The organism is Parabacteroides sp. CAG:2 (assembly GCF_000436315.1).
GTDB classification, from domain to species: domain Bacteria; phylum Bacteroidota; class Bacteroidia; order Bacteroidales; family Tannerellaceae; genus Parabacteroides; species Parabacteroides distasonis.
Map to the genome: position 1 here is coordinate 34,044 of NZ_FR885273.1, position 24,568 is coordinate 58,611.

Annotated in this window: 21 protein-coding genes and 1 pseudogene; 5 read left to right on the forward strand and 17 right to left on the reverse strand. The window is 43.3% G+C overall.

Going from position 1 to position 24,568, the window contains the following annotated elements; genetic code table 11:
* Positions 1 to 5 precede the first annotated feature (5 nt).
* Both QVP94_RS04590 and QVP94_RS04595 read right to left on the reverse strand, forming a co-directional pair.
* Positions 6 to 221: a PG1828 family lipoprotein gene (locus tag QVP94_RS04590; protein ID WP_005855187.1), complete on the reverse strand. Its 216-nt coding sequence runs from the start codon at positions 219 to 221 to the stop codon at positions 6 to 8.
* Between the two features lie 165 nt (positions 222 to 386).
* A complete protein-coding gene (locus QVP94_RS04595) occupies positions 387 to 2,051 on the reverse strand; it encodes an AMP-binding protein (RefSeq protein ID WP_005855185.1) in 1,665 nt (554 codons plus the stop codon).
* Positions 2,052 to 2,133: 82 nt separating this feature from the next.
* On the opposite strand from QVP94_RS04595, the gene QVP94_RS04600 reads away from it, so the two are divergent.
* The 5 genes from QVP94_RS04600 (at position 2,134) to QVP94_RS04620 (ending at position 8,582) form a co-directional block, all read left to right on the forward strand.
* Positions 2,134 to 3,849, forward strand: a complete 1,716-nt coding sequence (locus tag QVP94_RS04600) for a beta-N-acetylhexosaminidase (protein ID WP_022192064.1) — start codon at positions 2,134 to 2,136, stop codon at positions 3,847 to 3,849.
* A gap of 85 nt (positions 3,850 to 3,934) precedes the next feature.
* The gene (locus QVP94_RS04605; RefSeq protein ID WP_005855182.1) at positions 3,935 to 5,002 is read left to right on the forward strand and encodes a DUF4934 domain-containing protein; all 1,068 of its coding nucleotides are present in this window, start codon (positions 3,935 to 3,937) and stop codon (positions 5,000 to 5,002) included.
* Positions 5,003 to 5,333: 331 nt separating this feature from the next.
* Positions 5,334 to 6,668, forward strand: coding sequence for a tRNA (N(6)-L-threonylcarbamoyladenosine(37)-C(2))-methylthiotransferase MtaB (gene mtaB / locus QVP94_RS04610; protein ID WP_009276791.1), 1,335 nt, complete (start codon positions 5,334 to 5,336; stop codon positions 6,666 to 6,668).
* 1 nt (position 6,669) lies between these two features.
* Positions 6,670 to 7,560, forward strand: coding sequence for a lysophospholipid acyltransferase family protein (locus QVP94_RS04615; RefSeq protein WP_022192065.1), 891 nt, complete (start codon positions 6,670 to 6,672; stop codon positions 7,558 to 7,560).
* On the forward strand, positions 7,557 to 8,582 hold the full coding sequence (locus QVP94_RS04620) for a glycosyltransferase family 2 protein (protein ID WP_022192066.1): 1,026 nt from the start codon (positions 7,557 to 7,559) through the stop codon (positions 8,580 to 8,582). The genes QVP94_RS04615 and QVP94_RS04620 overlap by 4 nt, the downstream gene beginning before the upstream one ends.
* Before the next feature lie 99 nt (positions 8,583 to 8,681).
* Here QVP94_RS04620 and QVP94_RS04625 read toward each other — a convergent pair whose 3' ends face one another.
* From QVP94_RS04625 to QVP94_RS04695, 15 genes and pseudogenes are all read right to left on the reverse strand, one after another.
* A complete protein-coding gene (locus QVP94_RS04625) occupies positions 8,682 to 9,764 on the reverse strand; it encodes a GDP-L-fucose synthase family protein (protein ID WP_288213175.1) in 1,083 nt (360 codons plus the stop codon).
* Positions 9,764 to 10,855 (reverse strand): GDP-mannose 4,6-dehydratase, encoded by a 1,092-nt coding sequence (gene gmd / locus QVP94_RS04630; protein ID WP_022192068.1) that lies wholly within the window; start codon positions 10,853 to 10,855, stop codon positions 9,764 to 9,766. The genes QVP94_RS04625 and gmd overlap by 1 nt, the downstream gene beginning before the upstream one ends.
* Before the next feature lie 63 nt (positions 10,856 to 10,918).
* Positions 10,919 to 12,115, reverse strand: a complete 1,197-nt coding sequence (locus tag QVP94_RS04635) for a beta-sandwich domain-containing protein (RefSeq protein ID WP_022192069.1) — start codon at positions 12,113 to 12,115, stop codon at positions 10,919 to 10,921.
* A 23-nt stretch (positions 12,116 to 12,138) separates the two neighbouring features.
* Positions 12,139 to 12,906 carry a YjbH domain-containing protein gene (locus QVP94_RS04640; RefSeq protein WP_224202058.1) on the reverse strand — a complete coding sequence of 256 codons (768 nt, stop codon included), beginning with the start codon at positions 12,904 to 12,906 and terminating at the stop codon, positions 12,139 to 12,141.
* 928 nt (positions 12,907 to 13,834) lie between these two features.
* Positions 13,835 to 14,596: pseudogene (locus QVP94_RS04645) on the reverse strand (glycosyltransferase family 2 protein); the annotation flags it as partial.
* Positions 14,597 to 14,601: 5 nt separating this feature from the next.
* On the reverse strand, positions 14,602 to 15,501 hold the full coding sequence (locus QVP94_RS04650) for a glycosyltransferase family 2 protein (RefSeq protein WP_022192072.1): 900 nt from the start codon (positions 15,499 to 15,501) through the stop codon (positions 14,602 to 14,604).
* 3 nt (positions 15,502 to 15,504) lie between these two features.
* Positions 15,505 to 16,047: an LbetaH domain-containing protein gene (locus tag QVP94_RS04655; RefSeq protein ID WP_022192073.1), complete on the reverse strand. Its 543-nt coding sequence runs from the start codon at positions 16,045 to 16,047 to the stop codon at positions 15,505 to 15,507.
* A gap of 6 nt (positions 16,048 to 16,053) precedes the next feature.
* Positions 16,054 to 17,253 (reverse strand): Coenzyme F420 hydrogenase/dehydrogenase, beta subunit C-terminal domain, encoded by a 1,200-nt coding sequence (locus tag QVP94_RS04660; RefSeq protein ID WP_022192074.1) that lies wholly within the window; start codon positions 17,251 to 17,253, stop codon positions 16,054 to 16,056.
* Positions 17,243 to 18,388 (reverse strand): polysaccharide pyruvyl transferase family protein, encoded by a 1,146-nt coding sequence (locus QVP94_RS04665; protein ID WP_022192075.1) that lies wholly within the window; start codon positions 18,386 to 18,388, stop codon positions 17,243 to 17,245. The genes QVP94_RS04660 and QVP94_RS04665 overlap by 11 nt, the downstream gene beginning before the upstream one ends.
* Before the next feature lie 139 nt (positions 18,389 to 18,527).
* Entirely contained in the window at positions 18,528 to 19,658 is a 1,131-nt protein-coding gene (locus tag QVP94_RS04670; RefSeq protein ID WP_022192076.1) for a glycosyltransferase, read from the reverse strand.
* 12 nt (positions 19,659 to 19,670) lie between these two features.
* Positions 19,671 to 20,795, reverse strand: coding sequence for a glycosyltransferase family 4 protein (locus QVP94_RS04675; protein WP_036630312.1), 1,125 nt, complete (start codon positions 20,793 to 20,795; stop codon positions 19,671 to 19,673).
* Between the two features lie 6 nt (positions 20,796 to 20,801).
* On the reverse strand, positions 20,802 to 21,881 hold the full coding sequence (locus tag QVP94_RS04680; RefSeq protein ID WP_022192078.1) for a glycosyltransferase family protein: 1,080 nt from the start codon (positions 21,879 to 21,881) through the stop codon (positions 20,802 to 20,804).
* Between the two features lie 242 nt (positions 21,882 to 22,123).
* Positions 22,124 to 23,245: a glycosyltransferase gene (locus tag QVP94_RS04685; protein ID WP_022192079.1), complete on the reverse strand. Its 1,122-nt coding sequence runs from the start codon at positions 23,243 to 23,245 to the stop codon at positions 22,124 to 22,126.
* Between the two features lie 15 nt (positions 23,246 to 23,260).
* On the reverse strand, positions 23,261 to 24,076 hold the full coding sequence (locus QVP94_RS04690; RefSeq protein ID WP_036630328.1) for an alpha-1,2-fucosyltransferase: 816 nt from the start codon (positions 24,074 to 24,076) through the stop codon (positions 23,261 to 23,263).
* Positions 24,077 to 24,093: 17 nt separating this feature from the next.
* Positions 24,094 to 24,568 (reverse strand): acyltransferase (locus QVP94_RS04695; protein ID WP_288213174.1); only part of this gene is annotated, 475 nt, incomplete at its 5' end.

A 24,568-nucleotide genomic window follows, 5' to 3' on the forward strand; every position in this document is an offset into this window, starting at 1 on the left:
GATTATTATTCAGCAGGAGCAGCTTCTACGGCAACAGAGTCAGTAACCTCGACAGCTACAGAATCAGTAGCGGCAGCATCCTCTTCTACTACAGGAGCTTCCTCAACTACAGTAGCCTCTTCTGTTTCAGCAACAGATTCGGTAGATTCAGCAGATTTGTTGCCACAAGATGCGAATGATACAGCTGCGATAACAGCAGCAAATGCAACTAACTTTTTCATTTTGTTCTTAATTTAAACGGTCTATAATATCTTGTTGTTGTAAAACGATGCAAATGTATGTATTAATCATATATGTTGTACAACATAAGACGTTTTTTTTTGAATTATTTTCTACCGCTTTTACAATATGCTGAATATTAGCTGCGTTTGCTTTCTATTTATTTATCAATAATTACTGTACAGGTAACGCTTAATACTTTTCTTCGGTGTTTTCTCAAATTCTGTCGGATACAATTGTATCTCCGAGATCGTTTCGTAAGGAGCCAAGAGCTTGTTCAACTCTATCCTATTTTGTTCCATGATAACTGGAAGATCCGTATGCGAGATACCCGTACTATCCACCGTATCGTAATCCGGATACACCATCCCGATCAATTTCCCGTTTTTCTCCACGACCAAACTCTCCATCACGAATGGCAAATTGTTCAATTTGGATTCAATCTCTTCCGGATAAATATTTTGTCCGCTAGCGCCCAAGATCATCGTCTTGCTACGTCCACGTATAAAAATACGGTTGTCATGATCGATCGTACCCAAATCACCCGTCCTTAGCCAGCCATCTTCCGTGAAGACATTTTGGGTTGCCTCATCATTCTTATAATAGCCTTTCATTACGTTCTCGCCCGATACTTGAATCTCGCCTACCTTATTATAAGGGTCTTCCGAATCGATACGGACTTTCATGATCCCTTTCAATATCTGTCCGCAAGAACCGGGCACATACTCATTATTATGGTCATAACTGATCAACGGGCCACATTCCGTCATACCATAACCGATCGTGAACGGGAATTTGATCTTATACAAGAAATCCGTTACTTCTTGATTCATGGCGGCGCCCCCCACGATCACTTCACGGAAACGTCCTCCCAAGGCATCCACCAAATGTTTGCGGATCTGGGCATAGATACGTGAATCCAACAGTGGGATATTCAAAGCCAACTTCAAGGTTCGCTTATTCAACTGAGGAAGGATCATCTTCTTATAGATCTTCTCCAAAATCAGGGGAACCATCAAGATCAAGTTCGGCTTCACCTCCTCGAATGCCTTTAATAAGATCTTAGGAGACGGCACCTTACCCAATAAATAGACATGCACACCGAATGCCATGGGTACCAATAAATTGAAAGCGCAACTATAGGCATGGGCCAGAGGCAGGAAACATAACTCACGTTCACCCCGGAACAATAGATCCAGTGTCCGGGCATACGTCACGTTTCCGGCTAAATTATTCCCCGTCAACATAACCCCTTTGCTAAATCCGGTCGTACCCGATGTATAGTTGATCTCTACCACCTTATCATTATCCAGCTCAGCGTATTTGATATCCTCTTGGGTGAAGCCATCCGGATATTTCTCGGTCATCTTCTCATCCAGCGATTTCATCAACTTCTGGATATTCTCTCCATCCCGTTGATGCAAGCAACGATAATCAGAAAGAGAGAATACACCGCGAACCTCTTCTATCTTATCTTCCTCCAAAGAATCCCAAATCCGGTCGCTAACAAACAAAAAGACAGATTCCGAGTGGTTAATAATATGATGTACATCATTCGGATTAAAGTCCTGAAGAATAGGCACGATAATCGCCCCATAAGTAACAACCGCCATATAAGCGATGCACCAACGGGAGCTGTCTTTACCGATCAACGCGATCTTGTCTCCACGACGGACTTGGCACTCATGGAATAAAAGATGAATACGTGCGATCTCCGTTGCTACATCACCGAAAGTAAAGGTTTTACTTTTCCCGTAATCCGTTAATGCCGGCAAGGCCCAGTTTTCCTTGAAACTCTCCTCGTAAATCTTAATGAAATTCTCTTTGATCATAGCACACTTTTGTGAAATTCGCGTAAAAGTAAAAACAAATCCTTACTTTTGCCATGATATAACCTATAAATTTAAAATAAGAATGAAAAGAATCACTCTCGCATGGGCATTGACCCTCTGTAGTTTTATTACATTTATCGCCTGTTCATCCCCAGATGTTGGAGAAAGAAGCGTAAGTATTATCCCCGCTCCGGCCCAAATGACAGTAGGCGAAGGTACATTCACGATCCATCCCGGCATCGAGATCGGTTATGCGGACGAATCCTTAAAGGGTATGGGCGAGTTGCTATCCAACGAGATAGAAAAGTTGTCCGGCATCAAGCTGGCTTCTGCCTCAGACAAAGAATCGAATTGCATCATCTTCCTCGAGTTGACAGATCCGAAAGAGTTCGCCGACCTGCCAAAAGCTTATGGATTGAGTCCGAAAGATAGTGTCCCCGTAGATGAGTCTTACTCCCTCTCCATCCAAAAGAGAAACATCTACATCAAGGCCACTACCCTAGAAGGTATCTATCGAGGTATCACTACCTTGAAACAAATCGTGGGTAGTAACCTACAACCCGGAGGCGAGAAGATTTATCTACCGCTACTGGAAGTGAAGGACGCACCTCGTTTCGCTTGGCGCGGACTCTCTTTCGATGTATCTCGTTGCTTCTTCGATCCCGAGGAAGTGAAACAAGTGATCGATATGGTCGCCTTATATAAGATGAACGTACTGCATATGCATCTTTCCGATAACCAAGGTTGGCGTATCGAAATCAAGAAATATCCCGAGCTAGCGGAAATAGGAGGTCAACTTCCCAACAACGGCAGAAAAGGTGGCTATTATACGCAAGAGGAATTCAAGGATCTCGTGAATTACGCGAACGAACGCTTCATCACGATCATCCCGGAAGTAGATATCCCGGGGCATACAGCTGCCATATTCGCCGCTTATCCGGACTTTAAGAACGCTGTCAAATTCAAGACCAATGTTAACATCCCGGGACAGGCCTTCAATGCCCTCGACGTAGATGATCCGAAAGCGATGCAATTTACGGAGGATGTTATCGCGGAGCTAGCCGCTTTAGCACCCGGAAACTACATTCATATCGGAGGTGACGAGGCGATCGGCTTACCCCATGATAAGTTCGTCCGTTTTATAAATAAGACACGGGAAATCGTATTGAAGAATGGAAAGAAAATGGTCGGCTGGCAAGAAACCGCCCGTGCGGATATCTCGGAAGGCGATGTCATCCAGCACTGGATTTATCTGAAGCAAAAAAACGAGGACTCTTCTAAGAAAAAAGATAATATACCTGCCGAATATAAAGAGATCATGGCCTTATTCGCAGAATTCATGAAAGAGGCACCAAAAGATCCGGGTCTTGGGATATCCAAAAAAGCGAAAGTGATTCTCTCGCCGAGCGGTTACGTTTATCTGGACCATAAATATCTGGAACCAAGTGCGGACTCCACCCAAAACGCGGAGCAAGAACGTTTAGGTATGGCCGCCTACGAGAAACAAACGATCCAAGAAATGTACGACTGGGACCCGATGACCTTCAACCCGACTGTAGAGAATCCTCAAAAAGATGTAGCGGGTATAGAAGCCGCTATCTGGTGCGAGACGATCACCAATTTCAGAGATCTGCAATTCCTGTTAATGCCCCGTTTGGCAGGTGTCGCCGAAAAAGGTTGGTCCAAAGTAGAGAACACACATTGGGACGAATATAAAGTAAGACTTGGTGCGCAAGCCCCCTTATGGGAAAAGGCCGATTGGAACTATTTTAAATCATCCTTAGTGGATTGGAAATAACAGTACAAAATCTTCATAATATTACGAATATTTCGAAACAAATTAAATATCTTTGTCCTATCAACTTTAGGACAAAGATATTTTTATGAATAAATGGCTTATTATATTTGCGATATTACTAACCGCCTGTACCGGCACAAGCGAGAAATCAGAGGAATGTATAACAATTGACCTAGCAACTGTTTTTGACCATCAGCCTCAAGAAGTAGCCTTAAAGAAATGGGCGAAATCCATCCAATTCATCCCTCTGCAAACGAATGACTCAATCTTGATCAAATACATCTCCCGCATTATTAAACATGGCGATAAGCTATTGGTACAGCATGATAACAGAGCTTCCGTTTTCGACTTGGCAGGAAAATATTTATACGATATCGGCAAACAAGGAGGAGGTCCGGATGAGTTTAGTCGTATATCCGGACTAGAACCTCATGATCATCTTATTTATATAAAAGATAGCCCCACTCGGATAAAGATATACGATTGGCAAGGGAAATTCCACCAAACCATTCAAATTCCGGATAAGAACATCCGGGGATTTTATCCCCTCCCTAAGACGAACGTTATCCTAGGTCACGTACCCAACCTCTCTGGCAACGCACCCATTCGGTTCTATTTTTGCCAAGATATAGTCATATCGGATAGCATACCTTACTATAAATCTTATACAGAACCTCCTTTCGTCATGACATTTACCTATGAGTTCCGTCCTTTCGACGGAAATAAGATTGCCGCATTTAAGGAGTTGTTCTGCGATACGATATTTAAAGTTTCCAACGACATGAAGCTAACTCCTTATGCCGTCCTCGATCTAGGTAAATACCGAACACCCGAGGAACTCCGTTATAATATCACGATAGACGATATAAAAAACGACCTGTTCAGGACAAAGACAATCCCTGTCATACCCGGGCAAATCGGAGACCGGCTCTATATGCATAACTTCTCTGATAAAGATACCTATACATTATATTATGATATAGCGGAGAAGCAATTAGCCTATGTACAATTCATATACCCGGAAAACTCATTTGAACTTCCCGAAGAAGCCTATTTCACTCCCAAATACATCTCAAACGACAACCGTTACCTAATCGACTGGGAGCAACCCGAGAATGATAACAATCCGGTATTAATCTTAGTGGAACCCTAGTTGCCGTATTTCCTCTATCGGCACAATAAACAAAACAAGGCCGCAGCAAGGACTATTCGATAACAAGTCTTCATAAATAATGTTGCTTGACTGTATCTATTCCTTAATTCACGGCATGGTTTTTACAGACCACGTCATGGTTTATACAGACCACGACGTGAATCGCACAAACCACGCCGTGGTTTGTAGAATATATCCAATAGCAAAAAAGAATAGATAAGCTTCCGGAAAACTATTTATGCAATAGTAATGAGTTTTTAAGTCCATCTCAATCCGAACTCTTTACTAATCCGGGCTTAATTAGTACCTTTGCACTCTAACTAAATCGAAAATGATAGATCAGACCGTATTTAACAATAAAAAGGCCGCTTATTATACGCTGGGTTGCAAACTAAATTTTGCGGAGACCTCTACCATTGGAAAGCTATTAGCCGAACAAGGGGTACGCAAGGTGCGCCCCGGTGAAAAAGCGGATATATGCGTGGTGAATACTTGCTCCGTAACGGAACTAGCCGACAAGAAATGCCGGCAAGCGATTCGCCGGATCGGTAAACAACACCCCGGTGCCTTTATCGTGGTGACCGGTTGCTACGCACAGTTGAAGCCGGAGGAAGTCTCCCATATAGAAGGCGTTGACTTGGTTCTTGGCGCCGAACAGAAATTAGAGATCCTTCAATATCTGGAGAACCTAGAGAAGAAAGAAAATGGTGGAGCGGTTATCGCCTCACAAAGCAAGGATATACGTTCCTTCTCCCCTTCCTGCTCGGCGGACGACCGTACCCGTCATTTCTTGAAAGTACAAGACGGATGCGATTATTATTGCTCTTATTGCACCATACCCTTCGCCCGCGGAAGAAGCCGGAACGGGACGATCGCCAGCATGGTGGAACAGGCGCAGGAAGTCGCACGTAAAGGAGGCAAGGAGATCGTATTGACAGGCGTGAATATCGGGGACTTCGGCAAAAGTACCGACGAGACCTTTATCGACTTAATCCGGGCTTTGGATGAGGTAGATGGAATCGTACGCTATCGTATCTCTTCCATCGAGCCGAATCTGATTACCGACGAGGCAATAGACTTCGTGGCTCACAGCAAACGTTTCGCACCTCATTTCCATATCCCTTTACAAAGCGGCAGCGATGCTGTCTTGCAATTAATGCGCCGCCGTTACGACACCGCTCTTTTCCGTCATAAGATCGAAAAGATCAAGGAAGTAATGCCGCATGCTTTTATCGGTGTAGACGTAATTGTTGGAACCCGTGGCGAGACAGACGAGTACTTCGAGGAGGCACGCCAATTCATAGGCAGTTTGGATATAAGCCAACTTCACGTGTTCAGCTATTCGGAACGCCCCGGAACCCAAGCGTTGAAGATCGATCACGTGGTAGATCCGAAGACCAAGCATGCACGCAGCCAACAACTCTTGGATATCTCGGATCGGAAACTACATGCCTTTTATGAGGCCCATATCGGACAGGAAGCGAATGTCTTATTCGAGCATACCAAGAAAGACGGCAAGATGCACGGTTTCACCGAGAACTATATAAAGGTAGAAATCCCTTATGATGCCACCTTGGTCAATGAGACCCGCAAAGTCGTACTAGGCGGCTGGAATGAGGATCGCACCGCATTAATAGTCAACAATCAATCATCAACCGTCAACTAAGATGTGGGATAAAATACAATATGCCTTTCTTTATAGCTGGGTAAAAGTACACGCCTTACTTCCCATGCGGGCTTTATACGTGTTATCAGACATCCTATATGTCCTTATCTATAAGATAGCCGGATACCGGGTAAAAGTAGTGCGCCGTAATATAACCGCCTCTTTCCCGGATAAATCCAAGGCTGAGTTGCGTCAGTTGGAACGCCGGTTCTACCATCATTTCGCCGATTATATCGTAGAAACGATTAAACTAGCCCATATCTCTCTGGATGAGATACAACAGCGAGCCTATCTGAGGAACCCGGAATTGGTTGACCAACTTATGAAGAAAGGCCATACTTGCTTCATCCTCACGATGGGGCATTATGGCAACTGGGAATGGTTTTCCGGCTCGACCACTCGCTTTGAGGACTCACGCATCTATCAGATATACCGTCCGTTAAACAACAAGGCCTTTGATATGCTATTCGCCGATCTCAGGACACAGTTCGGTTCTTTCGGCATCAAGAAAAACGATACGATACGGGATATCATCAAGTTAAAACAAGACAAAACCAAATCAGTCGTCATCTTCTTGGCGGACCAGACACCCAGCAAGGCGAACCTGCATTATTGGACTGAGTTCCTTCATCAAGACACAGCCATATTAACCGGTCCGGAGCGTATCGCACGGAAACTGAACCTGCCTGTGATCTTCCTCGATACCCAAAAGGTAAAAAGAGGATATTACACCGTAGACATGAAGCTGATTACGGAGAATCCAAAAGAGACTCCGGAGAATTACATCACCGAGCGATACGCACGACTTTTAGAGAAAATGATCTTGCGTGATCCGGCTTACTGGCTATGGACCCATAAACGTTGGAAACATAAACACGAGCAACAAGGATGAAAAAAGTAGCGATTGTCATCTTAAACTGGAACGGAAGAAAGCTAATGGAGGAATTCCTTCCTTCCGTCGTATCCAACTCTCCGGAATGGGCGGAGGTTATCGTAGCAGACAACGGTTCTACCGATGACTCGATCAAGATGTTGAAAGCAAAATTCCCCACGGTCAGCATTATCCGCTTCGACCGGAACTACGGATTTGCCGAAGGATATAATCAAGCACTCAAAAGGCTCGACCATGAATATTGCGTTTTATTAAACAGCGACGTAGAAGTTACTCCCAATTGGTTAGATGCCCCGATTGCCACTCTCGACTCTGATCCGTCAATCGCTTGTGTCCAACCCAAAATACGGGCTCAACGAAATAAAGAATACTTCGAGTATGCGGGTGCGGCCGGAGGATACATTGATAAATACGGCTATCCATTTTGTCGGGGGAGAATCTTGCATATCGTGGAAAAGGACGAGGGGCAATACGACACTCCCGCCGATATCTTATGGGCGACAGGAGCCTGCTTATTCGTTCGTACGGCTACGTATAAGGAAGTCGGGGGATTGGATGCCGGATTCTTCGCACATCAAGAGGAGGTCGATATGTGTTGGCGTTTACGTTCCCGGGGATATCGGTTGATATGCGTCCCACAATCCATCGTTTACCATGTCGGTGGAGCCACCTTGAACGCAGAAAGTCCCCGCAAGACTTTCTTGAATTTCCGAAACAGCTTATTGATGCTTTACAAGAATTCCCGGGAAGAAGATCTAAAGCATGTGATGTGTGTCCGCTTTTGGCTGGACTATATCGCCGCCGCGAAGTTCCTGCTGGAAGGACATTTCGCGAACGCCAAAGCAGTTTATGAGGCACGGAAAGCCTATCACCAACTCAAACCGGAATATACGCCTAAGCGTAAAGAGAATCTGGAGAAAAGAACACTGAGCACCATCCCGGAACTTATGCGGGACAGTTTAATTCTGGCATTTTATCTAAAAGGGAAGAGGACATTCAATGCGATAAAGGATAGACGATAAAGAAACCGGCCTTCTTACTTCCCCCAAGGAGAAAAGAAGACCGGTTCGCAAAAAATATATAAGATTTTAATCAAACAATAAATTCCTTAATACCTTTATTTATTTTATAACAGCGCTTAGATACCAATAATACATTTTTCTCACGCCATCCTCTATATCCACCCGGTGATGCCATCCCAACTCATGCAGTTTGGTCACATCGGTCAATTTACGCATAGTTCCGTCCGGTTTTGTGGGATTGAACTCTACCTCACCTCGATAACCGGTTGTTCTCACGATCAAATCTGCCAAAGTAGCGATCGAAATCTCCTTCCCGGTACCTATATTAATATGGCAATTACGGATATCAGTATCTCCTTGCGAATAAGTATCCTTAAAATCCACATGTTCCATGATATATACGCTCGCATCTGCCATTTCCTCACTCCATAAGAACTCTCGAAGCGGCTTACCAGTTCCCCATAGCTCCACCTTATCCGAAGAGATCCCATAACGAGCCAAAACCAAAAGAATTTCCTCTTGGGAGCAATGTCCATCAATACTCTCCACTGGACGGGCATCTAAATCCCGGCAAACACCTTGCCAATCTCCCTCATTCAAACACTTGCCCAAATGGATCTTCCGTATCATAGCTGGCAATACATGGCTACGTTCCAAATCAAAATTATCATTCGGGCCATATAAATTAGTCGGCATCACAGCGATATAATTCGTACCATATTGCAGATTAAAACTCTCGCACATTTTCAACCCTGCGATCTTGGCGATCGCATACGGCTCATTCGTGTACTCCAGCGGAGAAGTCAGCAAAGCGTCCTCTCGCATCGGCTGCTCCGCATCACGTGGATAAATACAAGTGCTACCTAAAAATAACAATTTCTTGACCCCATGGCGAAAGCTCTCACCAATCACGTTCTGCTGAATCTGTAAGTTCCGGTAGATAAAATCAGCCCTATACTTACTATTCGCCATAATCCCCCCTACATGAGCGGCTGCGAGAATCACGTACTCCGGCTGTTCCTCATCAAAAAAGCGCTTGACAGCGATGCCATCCAATAAGTCCAGCTCTTTATGCGTACGTCCTACCAGATTCTCATATCCCTTTCTTTCCAGATTCTCCCAAATGGCAGAGCCGACCAATCCTCTATGGCCGGCTACATATATCTTAGCGTTCTTCTCCATCATTTCACGATGCCCTTCTCTAGATACTCAGCCAAATTAGTACGAACATGCGCAGAGGCACGTTCCACAGCCACCTTCGCCATATCCGCGTCCACCATTATCTTCACCAGTTGCTCAAAAGAAGTCTTTTGCGGATTCCACCCCAGCTCACGTCTCGCTTTCGATGGATCTCCCCAAAGATTAACCACATCGGTGGGACGATAGAAATCGGGAGATACCTCCACCAGCACCTTTCCCGTCTTGCGGTCGATTCCCTTCTCATTTTCTTCCTCACCTTGCCAGTACAATTCAAAGCCCACATAACGGAAAGCCAATTCGCAAAACTCCCGTACGGAATGTTGCTCACCCGTAGCGATCACGAAGTCCTCTGGTTTCTCATTTTGAAGGATCAGCCACATACATTCCACATAATCCTTGGCATACCCCCAATCACGAAGCGACGATAAATTACCCAATAAAAGCCTGTCCTGTTTCCCTTGCGCGATACGTGCGGCAGCCAACGTGATCTTACGAGTCACGAAAGTCTCGCCTCGTCGTTCCGATTCATGGTTAAACAAGATACCCGAGCAGCAAAACATATGATAAGCCTCCCGATACTCCTTTACGATCCAATAACCATACAGCTTCGCCACCGCATAGGGGCTATACGGATGAAAAGGCGTTTTCTCATTCTGAGGAACCTCCTCCACCTTCCCATATAATTCGGAAGTAGAGGCTTGGTAAATACGACAAGTACCCGTAAGATCATTTTGCCTTACCGCCTCTAGAATACGTAATACCCCGGTAGCATCCACATCAGCCGTGAACTCCGGTGAATCAAAAGAGACTTGCACATGGCTCTGCGCAGCGAGGTTATAAATCTCCGTAGGCTTTACCCTCTTCACCACCTGCGAGAGACTCGTGGAATCCCCTAGATCCGCATAGTGAAGATGGAAAGCGGGATGGCCTTCCAAATGCGCGATCCGTTCCCTGAAATCAACAGATGAGCGGCGAATGGTGCCATGTACATCATATCCTTTCTCCAAAAGGAATTCGGCCAAGAAGGAACCGTCTTGGCCGGTAATACCAGTAATCAAAGCTACTTTTCCCATAAAGATATTTTCAGAAATCACCGCCATTCCCTTTCTGAACAGCAGTGACTTTTTATATGTAAATTAATTCGATCCTCCTGTATGCTCCCGATTATACGTACGGGTGACGATCGCCACACTTCCGTACTGCCTACCGGAAACCGATCGCCCTAAAGCGGATACAGACAAAGCCTTTACCTCCTGCTGCCCACTAATCGTCAAAGCCGTACCAACCGGCAAGATCACGTTGATAGGATAATTACCTGTCGCAGTCGTAACAGAAGCACCGGCAATACGAGCCAATATCTCAACAAGATAAGCCGTAACCCTATTGGTTCCGAAAGATTCGATTTCCGTCCCGATCTTATAAGCATAAGAAGCTGAACTCACGCTCATATCACCACTTCCATACAAATTATCCCAAGAATCCTGACCAAAGCTGACCGCTTCCGAAGAGGAAGAAGAAGTAACCTCCGCACCCAAAAGCAATGTATAAGATGTAAAACTGTCGGCTATCACCGTCACTTTATTACCTTCCACTGTATAATCCGCATCTACCCACTGGCCATTTACATATTTTTGAGCTGTAAGAGCGGTCGCCACATCCGGATCTACGTCATAAACCAAATTAAGAGGCTCCCGCAATGTCACTGAAACATCTGAGCAACTCACATTCGTTCCAACCAACACTACCGACTCCGTGGCCCGCAAATAACTCCCCACGGCTTTCGTTAACGAGGAAGCATCCTCTAAAGAATAAGTGGGAGTAATCGTGATCAGGCTACCTGCAGGAACAGCTCCAACCGGAGCCGATATGTTTATCTCGACTTTTCCTTCCTCATTCCCCTTTATTGTTTCCGAGGAAACAACGGCTTCGGCAGAACCATCCTCCTTTGCGATAACCTCGGTACCGGAATTACTCAAAGTCACATTCCATACTCGATTCTCGCTCTTCTCGCTGCCGGAAACCGTAACGCTCACCTCTTTAGAGAGTTTCCCACTCGCTTCCGCTTTTAAGGTATACGTACCAGACTTCACGTTCTCAAACAAGAAAGTACCATCCTCGCCGGTTGTCTTGGATTCCGAGCCACCCATCGTAACCGTGGCAATGATACCCTCACCACTCATACTGGTTATCCGTCCACTAATACTATGAGCGACAGCAACGACAGGCGGAGTTACATTCTCATAATCTGGATCATCCTTCTTACATCCAGCAAAACACAAGGTCATCGAGACCACCAAGAGCAAACATGCCCCTGTTCGCATTAACTTCTTCATGACTAATAAATTATTAATAAGATTTAAAACAAATTCATTTGGAAACAGATACCACCAGAAAAATACTTGCCATTTTGTAATCCACCTTGTAGAAAAAGATGTTTCCACAATAGACAATCCACGCCAATATTAACTTCATTTCCGGTGTATTCCGCTATGACACGCAAATCCGGAACCCATTTGGGCTGCCATGTAATACCGCCAACAACACCCTCCCATTTCTCACTATAAGTAGTCGGGCAATAACGGTAAGCCAAATTGACCCCTATATCGTGCCCCAATGGTTTAAAATGCTTGGTGGCAACAATGTAGTAATTGCAAAAATATCCCGCACCGCTTCCTCCATGACCATGCCGTTTGCTTGGCGAGCCTAAAAAATCATTCGAGCCAATGGCTATGGCAGGATAATAACGCCCCTCACGTAAAGGATTCAACTTAACAGAAAAATACCGGTCTTTCTGATTGTATTTCGGTTTCTCGTATCCTTCCAACAATGATTTCTGAAGCGTAAACGTATAACCGATTTCCACCCAACGGAAAGGAGTGAGTGAGAGATAAAAATCCACGGTATTGTATTTCTCGCCATCATAAATAAAGCCATACCGTCCATCATCATCCGGCGTGAAATGCTTGTTCATAAAATAACTGCCAATACGTGCGGTACCCTCCTCATTCATATCTGCCGAAGGCGTATTGATCAGTCCCGACAGACCGGTATAAAGCTGTGCCGATGCGGAAAGACACCCTGCCCACAGGAAGACAAGAAGAAGCATCTGTCGGAAATTCTTCATTATTCGTTCTTCATTCTTCATTTTTCTTTTCCTCCTTTCTTCTCTTAAAGGTAAAATCAGGAGTCATCGTGTCCGTACCCCACGGTAGCAAATCACGGTCGAACCATCCCTCCCGCTCATTCTGCTCAGGATCGGTAAAATAAGTACAGTTGGCGTAACCGTTACCTTCCACACTATACGTCAAGCGAAAATTGCTTGCCGGACGGATATTAATTTTCCGCACCGCACGCTTATAGGGAGGAAGCATCATGATCACCTTGAAACCCGCATCTTCCTTACCCTTGTTACTATAGGAAACATAGACACCGACGCTGACATGCTTAAAATGGCGAAATCCCTCACCTATCATGCCATAATCACCATACACATAACGTCCCCCTCGTATGGATATCTGTGTATTCCACCGATGAATATAAAATTCAGGTCCTACTTGCGCAGTCAGTCTCTTCATCGTACTAGCTTCCCATCCCGTTGCCATCGAACAATATCCGGTCAGTCCTACTTGCGCGGTCATGGCAAGCCATGGGTTGAAAACAAACATATTCCTCAAGTCCAGCCCATACCGTTCAGAACCGAATAATCCCCCGGAGAGCTTCATTTTCCAATGCTGTCCTACGACAAGCTGTTTGGAGAGAACCGCCATATTCAAACGCACCTTCTTATACCGGTCTCCATACTGGTTGACAACCGGGACAAATACTTGCGCAGCCACTTCCCATCGGTGTCCCATGTTCCATTTGATACCCGGTGTCAGATTAAGCAGCACGTCATAGACACGGTTGTTGAAATAGATATCCCTGTAATTAAAATCCGCTCCCATAAATATATCCACCGTTCCGGACCTTGTTTGTGCGGATAGTTGTAACGAGACAGTAACCAAGAGAAGCAAGAGTACCACCAAAAATTTCTTCATCGTCCTATTTTGTATCAATTTGTATTTTGCGATTTCCACCACCTTATATACATAACGCAAACTGTCTAGCAAGGCATTCGATCGTACATGATTCTCTCGGTAAGCCCGCACATGGTCTGCGAGTATCTGCCGATGGCTGGCCAGCCCCGAAGTGGAAGCCCCGCCTGTACGCATTGTCACGCAATCCATTGGGACATACTTAATGGAGATTTTTCCCACATAAATCAGTCGTAATAAATTCTCGAAGTCTGCCGCCACCTTGTATGATGTGGAAAACATCCCGTAACGCTCATACACCTGTTTCCTACAATAGAAGGATGGATGGGCAGGCATAAAACCTAACAGCATTTTCCACCGTTTGAAACTTGCGGATGAATAATAACGGACGCATTTGTCCAAATCCTTGTCATCCACATAATGAATATCCCCGAACACGGCATCGACATGACAGCCCACTAATTCACCGACCAGTTTCTCTACAGCATCCGGCGATGTATAGAAGTCATCCGAGTTCAGTATTCCCACCACTTCACCGGAAGCCATCCCGATACCTTTGTTCATGGCATCATAAATACCTCTATCCGGTTCACTGATATACCGTAACCGACCATTATAGCGTGGCTCATATTCCTGAACCAACCGCATTGTTCCGTCCATGCTCCCCCCGTCTACTATGATATGCTCTATATCGCAATAGGTCTGAGCTAGTACGCTCTCCAGGGTATCACGCAACGTGGCCGCACTGTTCCATGTGACGGTGACTACTGAAACTTTCATGTAAATTACAATGTGATGTTGTATTTATCTTGCAAGAAGTGCCTCATCTTCTCCTTGTCGTCTCCACAAGCCTTCTTTATTTCATATACCTTGGCATCCACAAGGGTACGGTACCACCAGCCTTGCAGAAAATCCCAAAGAAAACCTTCCTTACCATCCAAAAATCCAAGTTTGATGATATAACGGTAAACAAAGTATCCAAAAGCCCTCCAGAACAAAGGCATCCGGGCATACCGAGCTTTTTGCGTCCGCTTCTTTTCCACCTCTCTCCCGTAATCTTGCGGCAGGGAATCCATATTCGTCAAATGATATTCGGCATCTAACAACAATGCCGCCTCACGGGTAGCATACCCGTTATGCTTGTCGATGAACAGGCCAATAGGCATACGGTTGTCATCCACAAATTGGTTCTTCATATCAATTGTCTCTCCCGATAATACTGACAGATGTTCGTCCATCAGTCGCTTCTCATACCGTGCCTTTCCTTTTCGAAAAATGCGGATAATACGGATGTTATTCACGATACCGTGATGTAGTATCTTTCCGCAGAAAGCGCGCGCGCGAGAGAGAGAGAGGGCCGAAACACTCTCCGGTATAACTGGTAATTTCTCCAGTAATTCCTCAATCAGTCCGGACAGTAGATACTCGTCCGCATCAAGGCGGAGAATCCACTCCGTAGTAATCGGAAGATTATCTAAAGCCCAATTGAATTGCTCAGCCTGATTTCCCGGCCATTCATGTTCAATAACCTCAGCTCCTAACTCTTTTGCAATTTGCGCGGTTCGATCAATTGAGAAACAATCCACGACATACACCTTTGAGGCAAATTGCTTTACGTTCTCCAGACATCGCCGAATATGTATTTCCTCATTATACGTGAGGATAATAACAGAAAGATCCAGCATTATTTATTCTTTGATAATACGTTTCTTGATAAATTTGGCAGGATTACCACCGACTACCGTCCATGGATCAACATCCTTAAATACAGCAGCACGTGCACCTACCACCGCACCTTCACCTATGGTTATTCCCATATTAACAAAGGCTTCAGCTGCAATCCATGCGAATGAGCCGATATGGATAGGAGCGGTAATGAGCGGATTGAGCGGGTTGGTGATGTCGTGAGATGCGGCGCAAAGATAAGCTCCTTGCGAAACAACCACTTTTGAGCCCAAGACAATCTTTCCGGGATTGTAGCAGTTGGCTCCTGCACCAATGGCCGTATATTCACCTATTTCCAGATTCCATGGCGCCCACACTTTAGCTGACGCACTGACTTTCGATCCTTTCCCAATTGTCGCACCGAACAGACGCAACAGCAAATTACGCCACCTCCAAAAGAGAGGTCCTACAAATGGACGGAAGAATAGCAAGGCACAGACATTCCATCCTAATCGTTTGAATTTGTTCTTGAGCGGCAGGCACTCGTGATAAGCTTCTACTTTCACTGGACTTTATTTTTGGTCACGTATACGGATTATGGCAATCAACGATGCAGGTAGATATTCCCGCCATAGCTTTACCAACTTGGTCTTATTGTTAGGAGTGAGATAACGTATAATCATCTCGTCAAAAGACAATCGCTTCAAGTCTCTGTAGAAGGTATCTCGACTTTTAGGTCGCTTGCATGGAACCACCATTGTTTGGTTACGTAGAAAAACCTCGTCTAACGCACGTGGAATCAATATCATCTTGTCCTCGCTATCCTCGACAAGTTTCAAGCCACGCCCGTTATTAGCCAAGACCATCGACACACCTTTCTCAATTTCATTCTTATATCCGAATGGTATCTGTTTGCCGACTCCCCAAAAGTCGGCTATCGTAATGTCTGCCAACCGCTCCATACCCACGAAACGACATTGGTAACAAGACGATTGCATATTATTATTATTATTAAACCCAACCCAAAAGGCATCTTTTTTACCCTTTAACAAAACTTTTTTTCCATCTTTCAAGGCGACAACACGCAAGGCATCATACCATCCTTTGTCCTTCCCCCGGAAATTAATATGGACTATCTCTCCTGTCTGGGGAGTCAGCCATGCCAAATAACGTTGCAATATCAAGGGCGACGGTACACCGTGGCAAATAAAGTCCACACATACCAGTCGCTCCTCCTTGGGAAACAAAGCTCTTAACCCTGCCACTTGGCAGGGTGTACCACAGAACAACACCCTTTTACCTTGTTTTAGGTATTCGCAAATAGTTTGATAGACAAAGCCTATCTCACTCTGTACATACTTGCTCAACCGCAATCGAGCCAAACCCGCCTTATCGGTTACACAAATATGTTGAACATTCAGTTCGTCCGTATATGCGGCACCTACCACTATACCATTCTGTTCTATAATTGTTTCAGCCAAAGCAGAGAAAGCTCCACCTGATGAACTTTCTTTGCGTACTTCGGTATCCTTGTGCCAAGCAGCAAAGACCTTTCCCATTGTAGAGTGGAAAGCTTTCGCAGGGCTAAGTATCGGGCATACCTTTTCGCAACTCATACAACTCACACATGAGTCAGTATTGATTTGCGGGCGGTAGAAACCCTCATCATTGACCTTGAACGTAATAGCCTGCCTGCCACAGGCATTGGCGCAAGCCATACACCCCGTGCATTGCTCGTCTGTGCATAATGTGGGCATTACCTTATTCTCCATGAATCGCTTTATTTATGAAAAGTGTTGATTTTACTCGTTCTTTTTCCAATATCGACCTAACAAGTGTGTAGTCCATCGCTACCTTCGTTAGGTTGGGCAACGGAGCATTTTCTTGCAACAGCCGATTTTCCAGTCCCATCAACCTAAGTAGGCTCTGCTGGCGGCAGTTGTTTGTCTTTCTTGCAGGAGTGATAGTATAGAAGTCCTTTCCAAAGTTGATAGAGAACGCAGTACCGTGAAATGAGTTTGTCAGTATCAACGAGGCTTCTGAGAAGAAATGCAGAAACTCGGCTGGACCGGCATCAGTCACATTCAATATTTCAGTCTCTTTGTCCTCCACAACAGCTTGTTTGCAAATTCGGATGATACGGTAATTCAGCATCTTACCAAAATACGTGGCTAATGTCTTGATATAAGGACAAGGAGTTAATTCATAGATAAGCAGATATTTTTCGTTTAACGTGACAGCAGGATGTGCCACTTGCTTCCACTCCGTAGCGGTAAGTAGCAGGGTAGGATCAAGCACCAAAGTAGCGTTCTTTCCCGACACTTCTTTCACTAAATCGACGGCTTGCTCCTCTCGCACTCCAATGGCATCCATTTCCTTGAGTGCTTTTCGGTAAAAAGGTATGTAGCTATCAGTTAGTGTGGATATTCCGAAACTAGATGCGTAGGCTATTCGTTTCTTTCCTTTCGGGGCGAAAGTTAAGAAGTAGGGCTCAATTGAAGAATAGATACCAGGATTCCAGACTTGGTCGCTCCCAACCATATAAATATCATAATCGGGTACATTTGTGTAAAGTTCATCCATAGTGCGGTAAGTTTGCGACATTCGGGTATGTTCCCGATGAAACTTCTCAAACCGTGCTATGCGCTTTAAGTTATCTTCCCTGTATTTACCTGCTTTTATTTTTTCTATCATCGGATATAGATATTCGGATAACTGTTTCTTTATTCCGTGTCGAAAAATGGGTTTAGAAAGCCGTGTAGTTTTGTGCTTCGGATTCTTGTAGAAAAGATAATCAATAATCTCAGCGTCATATCCCATACGGTTCAGAACCGCTTGAGTAGCATAGGCTTGAAGTTCCGCACCATAGTTATTAACTTTCAATATTGTAATAATTCCTATTTTCATGTAAAGGAAAAGTTTGATAAAGTAAAATCTAATTAGCATCGAAGGTAAATACCCCATATCATGTCTCACTGTTGTAACACCGGTTGATGCTTCCAGCCAAGCGCATTATGATACTTTGCCTACCCACCGGAGTTTGTGTTCATTCGTATACAAACTCCGGTTTCTCTCCACCAGTTAATATCCATTCGTAAAGTTGTTTCATCTTCAAGGCTATTTGTGTGTCTGTGTAATTCGTTTCTATCAAAAGTTTTCCATTTTCACCCATTTTATCAATCTCGCTTTGCGGCAGAAGCAAAGCTTCCCTAATCGTTTGTGCTAATGTGTCAATATCATTGTCAACCCACCAGCCACAATGACGTGTATTCAACTCTTCCCACGGAGCGGTCTTGGTACAAATCACGGGGGTTTGGGCTATCAATGCTTCAGCTACAGTCATCCCGAAATTTTCCGTTTTACTAGGCACACATAACACACGCATTGATGTTAACCGTTTAAATTTATCTTCTCCAGTAACCATCCCCAGAAAAGATACATTTTTCAGATGCAGATCATCAACCAGCTTATGTAAATATTGCTCATACTCATCCGTACCTTTTCCCATAAAGAGCAATTCAAATCCAACGGTTTCCTCTTTTAGTCGTGCCCATGCTTTAATCAATGCGTCTGGACGTTTATAAGGGTGGAGACGTCCCAAGTATCCAATACTCTTTCTTTCTCCATGTGTAATGATGTTGGGTATGTAATGAGGGATAGTCACAGGGTTAGGAATGACAGCGATTGGATTATGATAGCCCAATGCCTTGTAGAATTTCATTTCTGTACTACAAGTCACATGGATGCATGTAGCAGATTTCAAATCTTTAGCAACTCCCCCCATTGCGAGAAGTAGTTTTTTCTTCCACGCAGACCGGGCCAATGCTTGCGTATAAAGCATTCCATGAGGCGTAATGACATATGGTTTGTCTTTTTTACGCGCCACAAGACAAGTTTCATGGTTGCAATACATCCACATCCCGTTGGTATGATATAAATCATAATCCGACTTTTGCAAGAAACGGTTCATGTTACGGGAATATCCGTAACTACTGATACTGTCATTGGGCAGGGCTTTTATCCACCACTCGTTGTTACCCAATAAATCATCTGCCTGCAAGGTCATCAAATCCACGTTACAACTTAAACCGCGCATAGCCTTGATTAAATCGTAAGTACAAGTAGAAGTTCCGCCTGATTTTGCCCTCAGTCCGGCTATCGTTTGAAGATATTTCATTGCCTTATTATTCTATTTGTTCTCCAGTATCTCAACAAACCTCTTCAACACGGTTTCCTGCTTAAAATTCACCTCAAACATTTGATAACTCTTCCTTCCCATTTCAACCCAATTTTGACGACAAGTAAGCAATGATTCATATGCTGATTTTATTTGTTTTGTATTGTCTGGATCGAAAGAGAAACCGTTTTCTCCCTCAATCAAAGTCTCATAATGATTACCACAGCGGCATGAAATGAGAAGAGGCAGCCCACAACAGCAAGCCTCCACAATGGAGAGAGGACTTGGATCTGAGTAAGAAGGAAGAATAAAACAGTCACTGTTCGAATAATAGCCAACTACAGTTTCCATAGAACAAAATCCTCGCAAATGAATATGCTGCTCATAATGGTTTTCATCAATAAATTGTTTTATCAACGCCTCGTCCTTCCCATCGCCTAATACGTCGAATTGTGCAGACAAAACATTTTCTTCACCTATAGCTTTGAAGAAGTTCATTACCCCCTTGATTTTTTCATCCAAACGAACGGGCATTACAAATCGTGGTGGCTCATCGGACGATGTAAACCGATGTTCTTCTTTTAACAATGGACATATTTTGTTCTCTTCTATCACATTAGGTAATGGGATGAACCGCTTGCCATGGATTCCCCATCGATTGAAAGTCTCTATTGACATTTGCCCAGGTACGATCACACACCCCTCCCCTGTATTGTAAACAAATCGGCGAATCCAATCACGGAAGCAATTCTTTTCTCGGGAACCGTTGGTTAGATAATTGGCTTCCGACCAAAAGATTATTTCGGCTTTGAACATTCCCATTCTTTTCAGTATACAGGCAACGATGACATCTGGCGAATTCCAAGGTGACCCCATGATAATTCTAGCCTTCTTAGCCTTACACATAATCCTTATCAATTTGGGGTTCCAATGCAGAGGTATGCCATGCAATGCTTTATATGGACGGTCATCAACTATGTACGGAAACTTCATGGTGGAATAATCAATCTTCCAAGAGCGTTCCTTTTCCCGTTCGCACATATATAAGAGTTCAATATCCAATCCCATTTCAACAAATTTATTGAACATTGAATTCCTATACGGCGCAATAGTATTTTGTAAAATCAAATATTTCATAAATCTTCACTTTTCTTCCAATCGATTCTCAATCCTTGTCATCCAATTATTCCATACGTTAGGATTGAACTTTTGTTGGACCAGTTCAGATTGGTTAGCATATTTCATCAACTCCTCTTCCCGCATAGACTTTATCTGCCTCAACGTTTTCTCAAAACCATCCTCCGATCTAACGGTTTCGATATACCTAATACCTTCTATTTGCGGATAATGGATGGTAGAGATGATGATACGGTTATGTAAAAGAGCTTCTATTATTTTACTGGGGAAATTACATTGATTATCGCTCCAATTTGGATTACGTAAACTAAGTTGGAATGTCACGCTGTGCAACAAGTGCAAATAGGCATCAAACGATAACACGCCATGATAAATGATGTTAGGATACTTGTCCGCATATTCCCGCAACTGTTTACTGTCGCAAGTTCCTGTGATGTGCAATCTACAATCTCTTACTTTTGCAAAAGCATCTAATATAAGAGGCAACGACGATATGTCAGGCTGCAAAACTCCTGACAACAAAAACTCCATAGTCGGTTTTTTAATTAAAGGAACTTTGTCCCTCCTATTAGGCGTAACCCCTGCAAGACAAACCGAATTCTTATTGGTGAAGAGCGGGGAGTCCGCCAGTTTAATCACCCCGTCTATATGGTTCAGAAGATAGAGATAAAATGACATCACACAAAACCCTCGAGTCGGAGGCGTGAAATCCAGCTCAATGGCATAGATCCTCACCTTCGGTTTGAACAGCATTAGCAACAATACCAACAGGACATTCAATATGCCTATATTGTAAAGCCATAGGGTATCATGCCACCCTATCCGTAAAAAAACGGACACCTGCTCTACGAATATTGCTAATTTTGCCGCCACCTTTCCTTTCCTGCGTAGCGAAGAATACACCAATTCATTGTCCGGTTCTTTAAACGTTTTCATCTCACCGCAGACAAACAAGGGCATAATGGAATACACCTTATCAAAGCCTCCGCCGCTCATCAGATTCCGCGAGAAGTTACAAGCAGCAAACGAAAGGTGGTACTCGGCTACAAGATGCTCCGGTAGTATATGTGTCAAGAAGATTCTCATTCTTTTATATTTATTGATTAAAGAAAGCGTGCCACCTTCTGGAATAGATAGCTAAAAGCAAATGAAACCGCAAACAGCAAGAGCGCCAATCCTAACAAGCCTCCCTAATAACTGAAAAACGGCATGTAGAAAAGGAGCAGTTCGCAGGAAAGCATTCTAGCTAATAGAAAAATTCACTCTTCGTGCACTTTAGAAACATCCGTAATGTACATACGGCAAACAGAATGTAAGGCAATTTTTAATTAGCTCCAAGGAGCTTTTACTTTTATACAGTTTTTACCTGTATAAAAATCTAATATTTGAAGAAAGTATTCTGCTTCGGCTTCGGGATAAATACAACGAAAATCATTAGATATTTGTTCCCTTTGTTCAAAGGTTCTACTTCCTTTGGAGATTTCGTACTCTATACAGTTTTTTAAAACATCCCAATTTCCACTTTCAAATATCTGCCCACAATCAACCTTATTGCGAAGCAAAGCTCGTGAACCGACAGAGTCCGAAACAATCACCCTGTTTCCATACATCAAGGCCTCATTGACTGTACATCCCCAACCTTCTAATTTGCTGACTTGCAATAGCACATCGGTTGTAGAAAGAAGTTTGCGAGCTTCAGAAGGCATTAATTTCCCCCAGTATGAAAAGCGACTATCACCTAATATCATTTCACGTAGTTGCTTTTCTTGTGGCCCTTCCCCTATGATATCTAACGACCAATTACCTTCTACTTTTTTGAATATTTGAATTAAATTTAAGATACATTTCCGGTTAGCTATTTGACCTAAATAAATAAATTTTACCCCCCCAGATTGTACATTTACGTGATTATAAGACACTTGACAAGATTCCTCTAATAAGTATGAATTTGGAGAAGGAACAGAATAAATAAAGTCAAAAAGTCTCTTGGAAGAAATACAAGCTTTCCTAAAAGCTAATACTCCGGTCCAACCAGTACATCCTATCGCTTTGATTCGTCTACCCTGACCTATATTGAAAAGATAAAACCATTGCAGTCTTCGAAGAATTCCTTTTAGTGTCCACCATTGGTATTGTTCCATATTCACAGCCATTACAAAGCATCCTTTTGTCAGTAAACGACGAAGCGCATAACCAAAAATCTCTATTTCCGGATATGTTTTCAATGCTTGATTAATATGTACATATTTTTGAGTTCTTTGGATAAGTATGTCAACATCATCCTCTTCTTCAACATAAACAATCTCGACATTTTTCATGTTGAGTCCACCAAATGTTCCATATTCTAAGCTCTTACAAGCGATAATAACGTGAAGTCTTTTCCCTAATTCCTCATATACACTTGCAGAATGCATACATATATAAGGTGTCCAATATACAATTCCTTTCATGATGTGAACAAATTATTATAAATAAGTTAAAAATTCAAGCGGAAGAGTCGTTGCCTTCCCTAATACCGCTTCCGGCACGTACCCGTCATACACTGGTGGAAAATGGCGTTTACTAAAGACTATTGGTCTTTGTCCCAAGAATGCTCCCCAAGCAGAGAATGTAGAATCAGAGGCAATCACAAATTTTGTTTTTGAAATAGCCCACATGTCGGCAAATGCATTTCCAAAGAAACAGCGTTTGACGTTCGGCAAGGAAAGCAATGAAATCAACTCGTCATCACTACCATCCGAAAAGAGAGCGAATTTTTGTTGGGGATATTCCCTCAGAATATTTTCTATCAGCTTTTTATACCATTCTATATCGACTCTCATTTCTGGTACGTAATCGCCCAATCGAATATGAACAGCCACCTGTTCTCTCATTTCAGAAACATTCACATTTTTAACCGTTTCTTCTTTCAATATCAAATTAAAATATTTTTGTACTAATACTACGTCCTTGTTTAAGTCCTGAAAGAAATCACCTAAAGTATGATACACTTCTACATCTTTCCGATTAAACATTTTTTTTGTTAAGATAATCCATGCCTTTCTTATGCCTTTAATACCGATATCATTAAATAGTTGGTTATAGACTCTTTTGTCGTGTTCTTTTCTTAATATTGGTCCTAAGCTAAATTTACACCATGTCGGAGTAATGAGTTTTCCATCTCCTCTTATAGAGGAGATATAGGCATTTGCTGCAAGAAACATACAGTTTGCTAATCCTGGTCCACCAATTCTAATCCATCCTAAGTCTTTATCAGATAATGCAGGATAATAATATTTCATAATTATAAAAGTAAATATCACTTGTAAGAATTGCGATAATATTCTAATTGCTCTTTGGTAAAACATTTGTTTTCTGGATATAACAAACGCTCGTGTTCCATGATTTTAGCTATCTCCCATTTGAACTTAATCACTTTTGCCGGATTTCCAATCACCACAGCATAGGGAGGTATGAATTCTCTTACAACAGCTCCAGCACCGATAATAGCTCCTCGACCAATGCGTGCTCCAGAAAGCAATATTACATTAATCCCAATCCACACGTCCTCCTCTACAATGATATCACGATAAAGATTGTCCTCATTCCCCCCATCCAAAAATTCGCCAATTCGTTGATAGTGATTGGAGGTCACTACAACCAACCCCTCAGCTGTCAAACATCCACGCTTCATTATAAATTTACTATTGCCCATTGTCATAATAGTAGATCGGCATCCTATTCGGGCAAAGTCATACAAATAGATATTCTGGGGATTCTTCAAATCAGCAGGA

Coding starts and splice junctions, on each gene's coding strand:
- QVP94_RS04590 (WP_005855187.1), bottom strand. CDS start 221: ATGAAAAAGTTAGTTGCATTTGCTGCTGTTATCGCAGCTGTATCATTC.
- QVP94_RS04595 (WP_005855185.1), bottom strand. CDS start 2,051: ATGATCAAAGAGAATTTCATTAAGATTTACGAGGAGAGTTTCAAGGAA.
- QVP94_RS04600 (WP_022192064.1), top strand. CDS start 2,134: ATGAAAAGAATCACTCTCGCATGGGCATTGACCCTCTGTAGTTTTATT.
- QVP94_RS04605 (WP_005855182.1), top strand. CDS start 3,935: ATGAATAAATGGCTTATTATATTTGCGATATTACTAACCGCCTGTACC.
- mtaB (WP_009276791.1), top strand. CDS start 5,334: ATGATAGATCAGACCGTATTTAACAATAAAAAGGCCGCTTATTATACG.
- QVP94_RS04615 (WP_022192065.1), top strand. CDS start 6,670: ATGTGGGATAAAATACAATATGCCTTTCTTTATAGCTGGGTAAAAGTA.
- QVP94_RS04620 (WP_022192066.1), top strand. CDS start 7,557: ATGAAAAAAGTAGCGATTGTCATCTTAAACTGGAACGGAAGAAAGCTA.
- QVP94_RS04625 (WP_288213175.1), bottom strand. CDS start 9,764: ATGGAGAAGAACGCTAAGATATATGTAGCCGGCCATAGAGGATTGGTC.
- gmd (WP_022192068.1), bottom strand. CDS start 10,855: ATGGGAAAAGTAGCTTTGATTACTGGTATTACCGGCCAAGACGGTTCC.
- QVP94_RS04635 (WP_022192069.1), bottom strand. CDS start 12,115: ATGAAGAAGTTAATGCGAACAGGGGCATGTTTGCTCTTGGTGGTCTCG.
- QVP94_RS04640 (WP_224202058.1), bottom strand. CDS start 12,906: ATGAAGAATTTCCGACAGATGCTTCTTCTTGTCTTCCTGTGGGCAGGG.
- QVP94_RS04650 (WP_022192072.1), bottom strand. CDS start 15,501: ATGCTGGATCTTTCTGTTATTATCCTCACGTATAATGAGGAAATACAT.
- QVP94_RS04660 (WP_022192074.1), bottom strand. CDS start 17,253: ATGGAGAATAAGGTAATGCCCACATTATGCACAGACGAGCAATGCACG.
- QVP94_RS04665 (WP_022192075.1), bottom strand. CDS start 18,388: ATGAAAATAGGAATTATTACAATATTGAAAGTTAATAACTATGGTGCG.
- QVP94_RS04670 (WP_022192076.1), bottom strand. CDS start 19,658: ATGAAATATCTTCAAACGATAGCCGGACTGAGGGCAAAATCAGGCGGA.
- QVP94_RS04675 (WP_036630312.1), bottom strand. CDS start 20,795: ATGAAATATTTGATTTTACAAAATACTATTGCGCCGTATAGGAATTCA.
- QVP94_RS04680 (WP_022192078.1), bottom strand. CDS start 21,881: ATGAGAATCTTCTTGACACATATACTACCGGAGCATCTTGTAGCCGAG.
- QVP94_RS04685 (WP_022192079.1), bottom strand. CDS start 23,245: ATGAAAGGAATTGTATATTGGACACCTTATATATGTATGCATTCTGCA.
- QVP94_RS04690 (WP_036630328.1), bottom strand. CDS start 24,076: ATGAAATATTATTATCCTGCATTATCTGATAAAGACTTAGGATGGATT.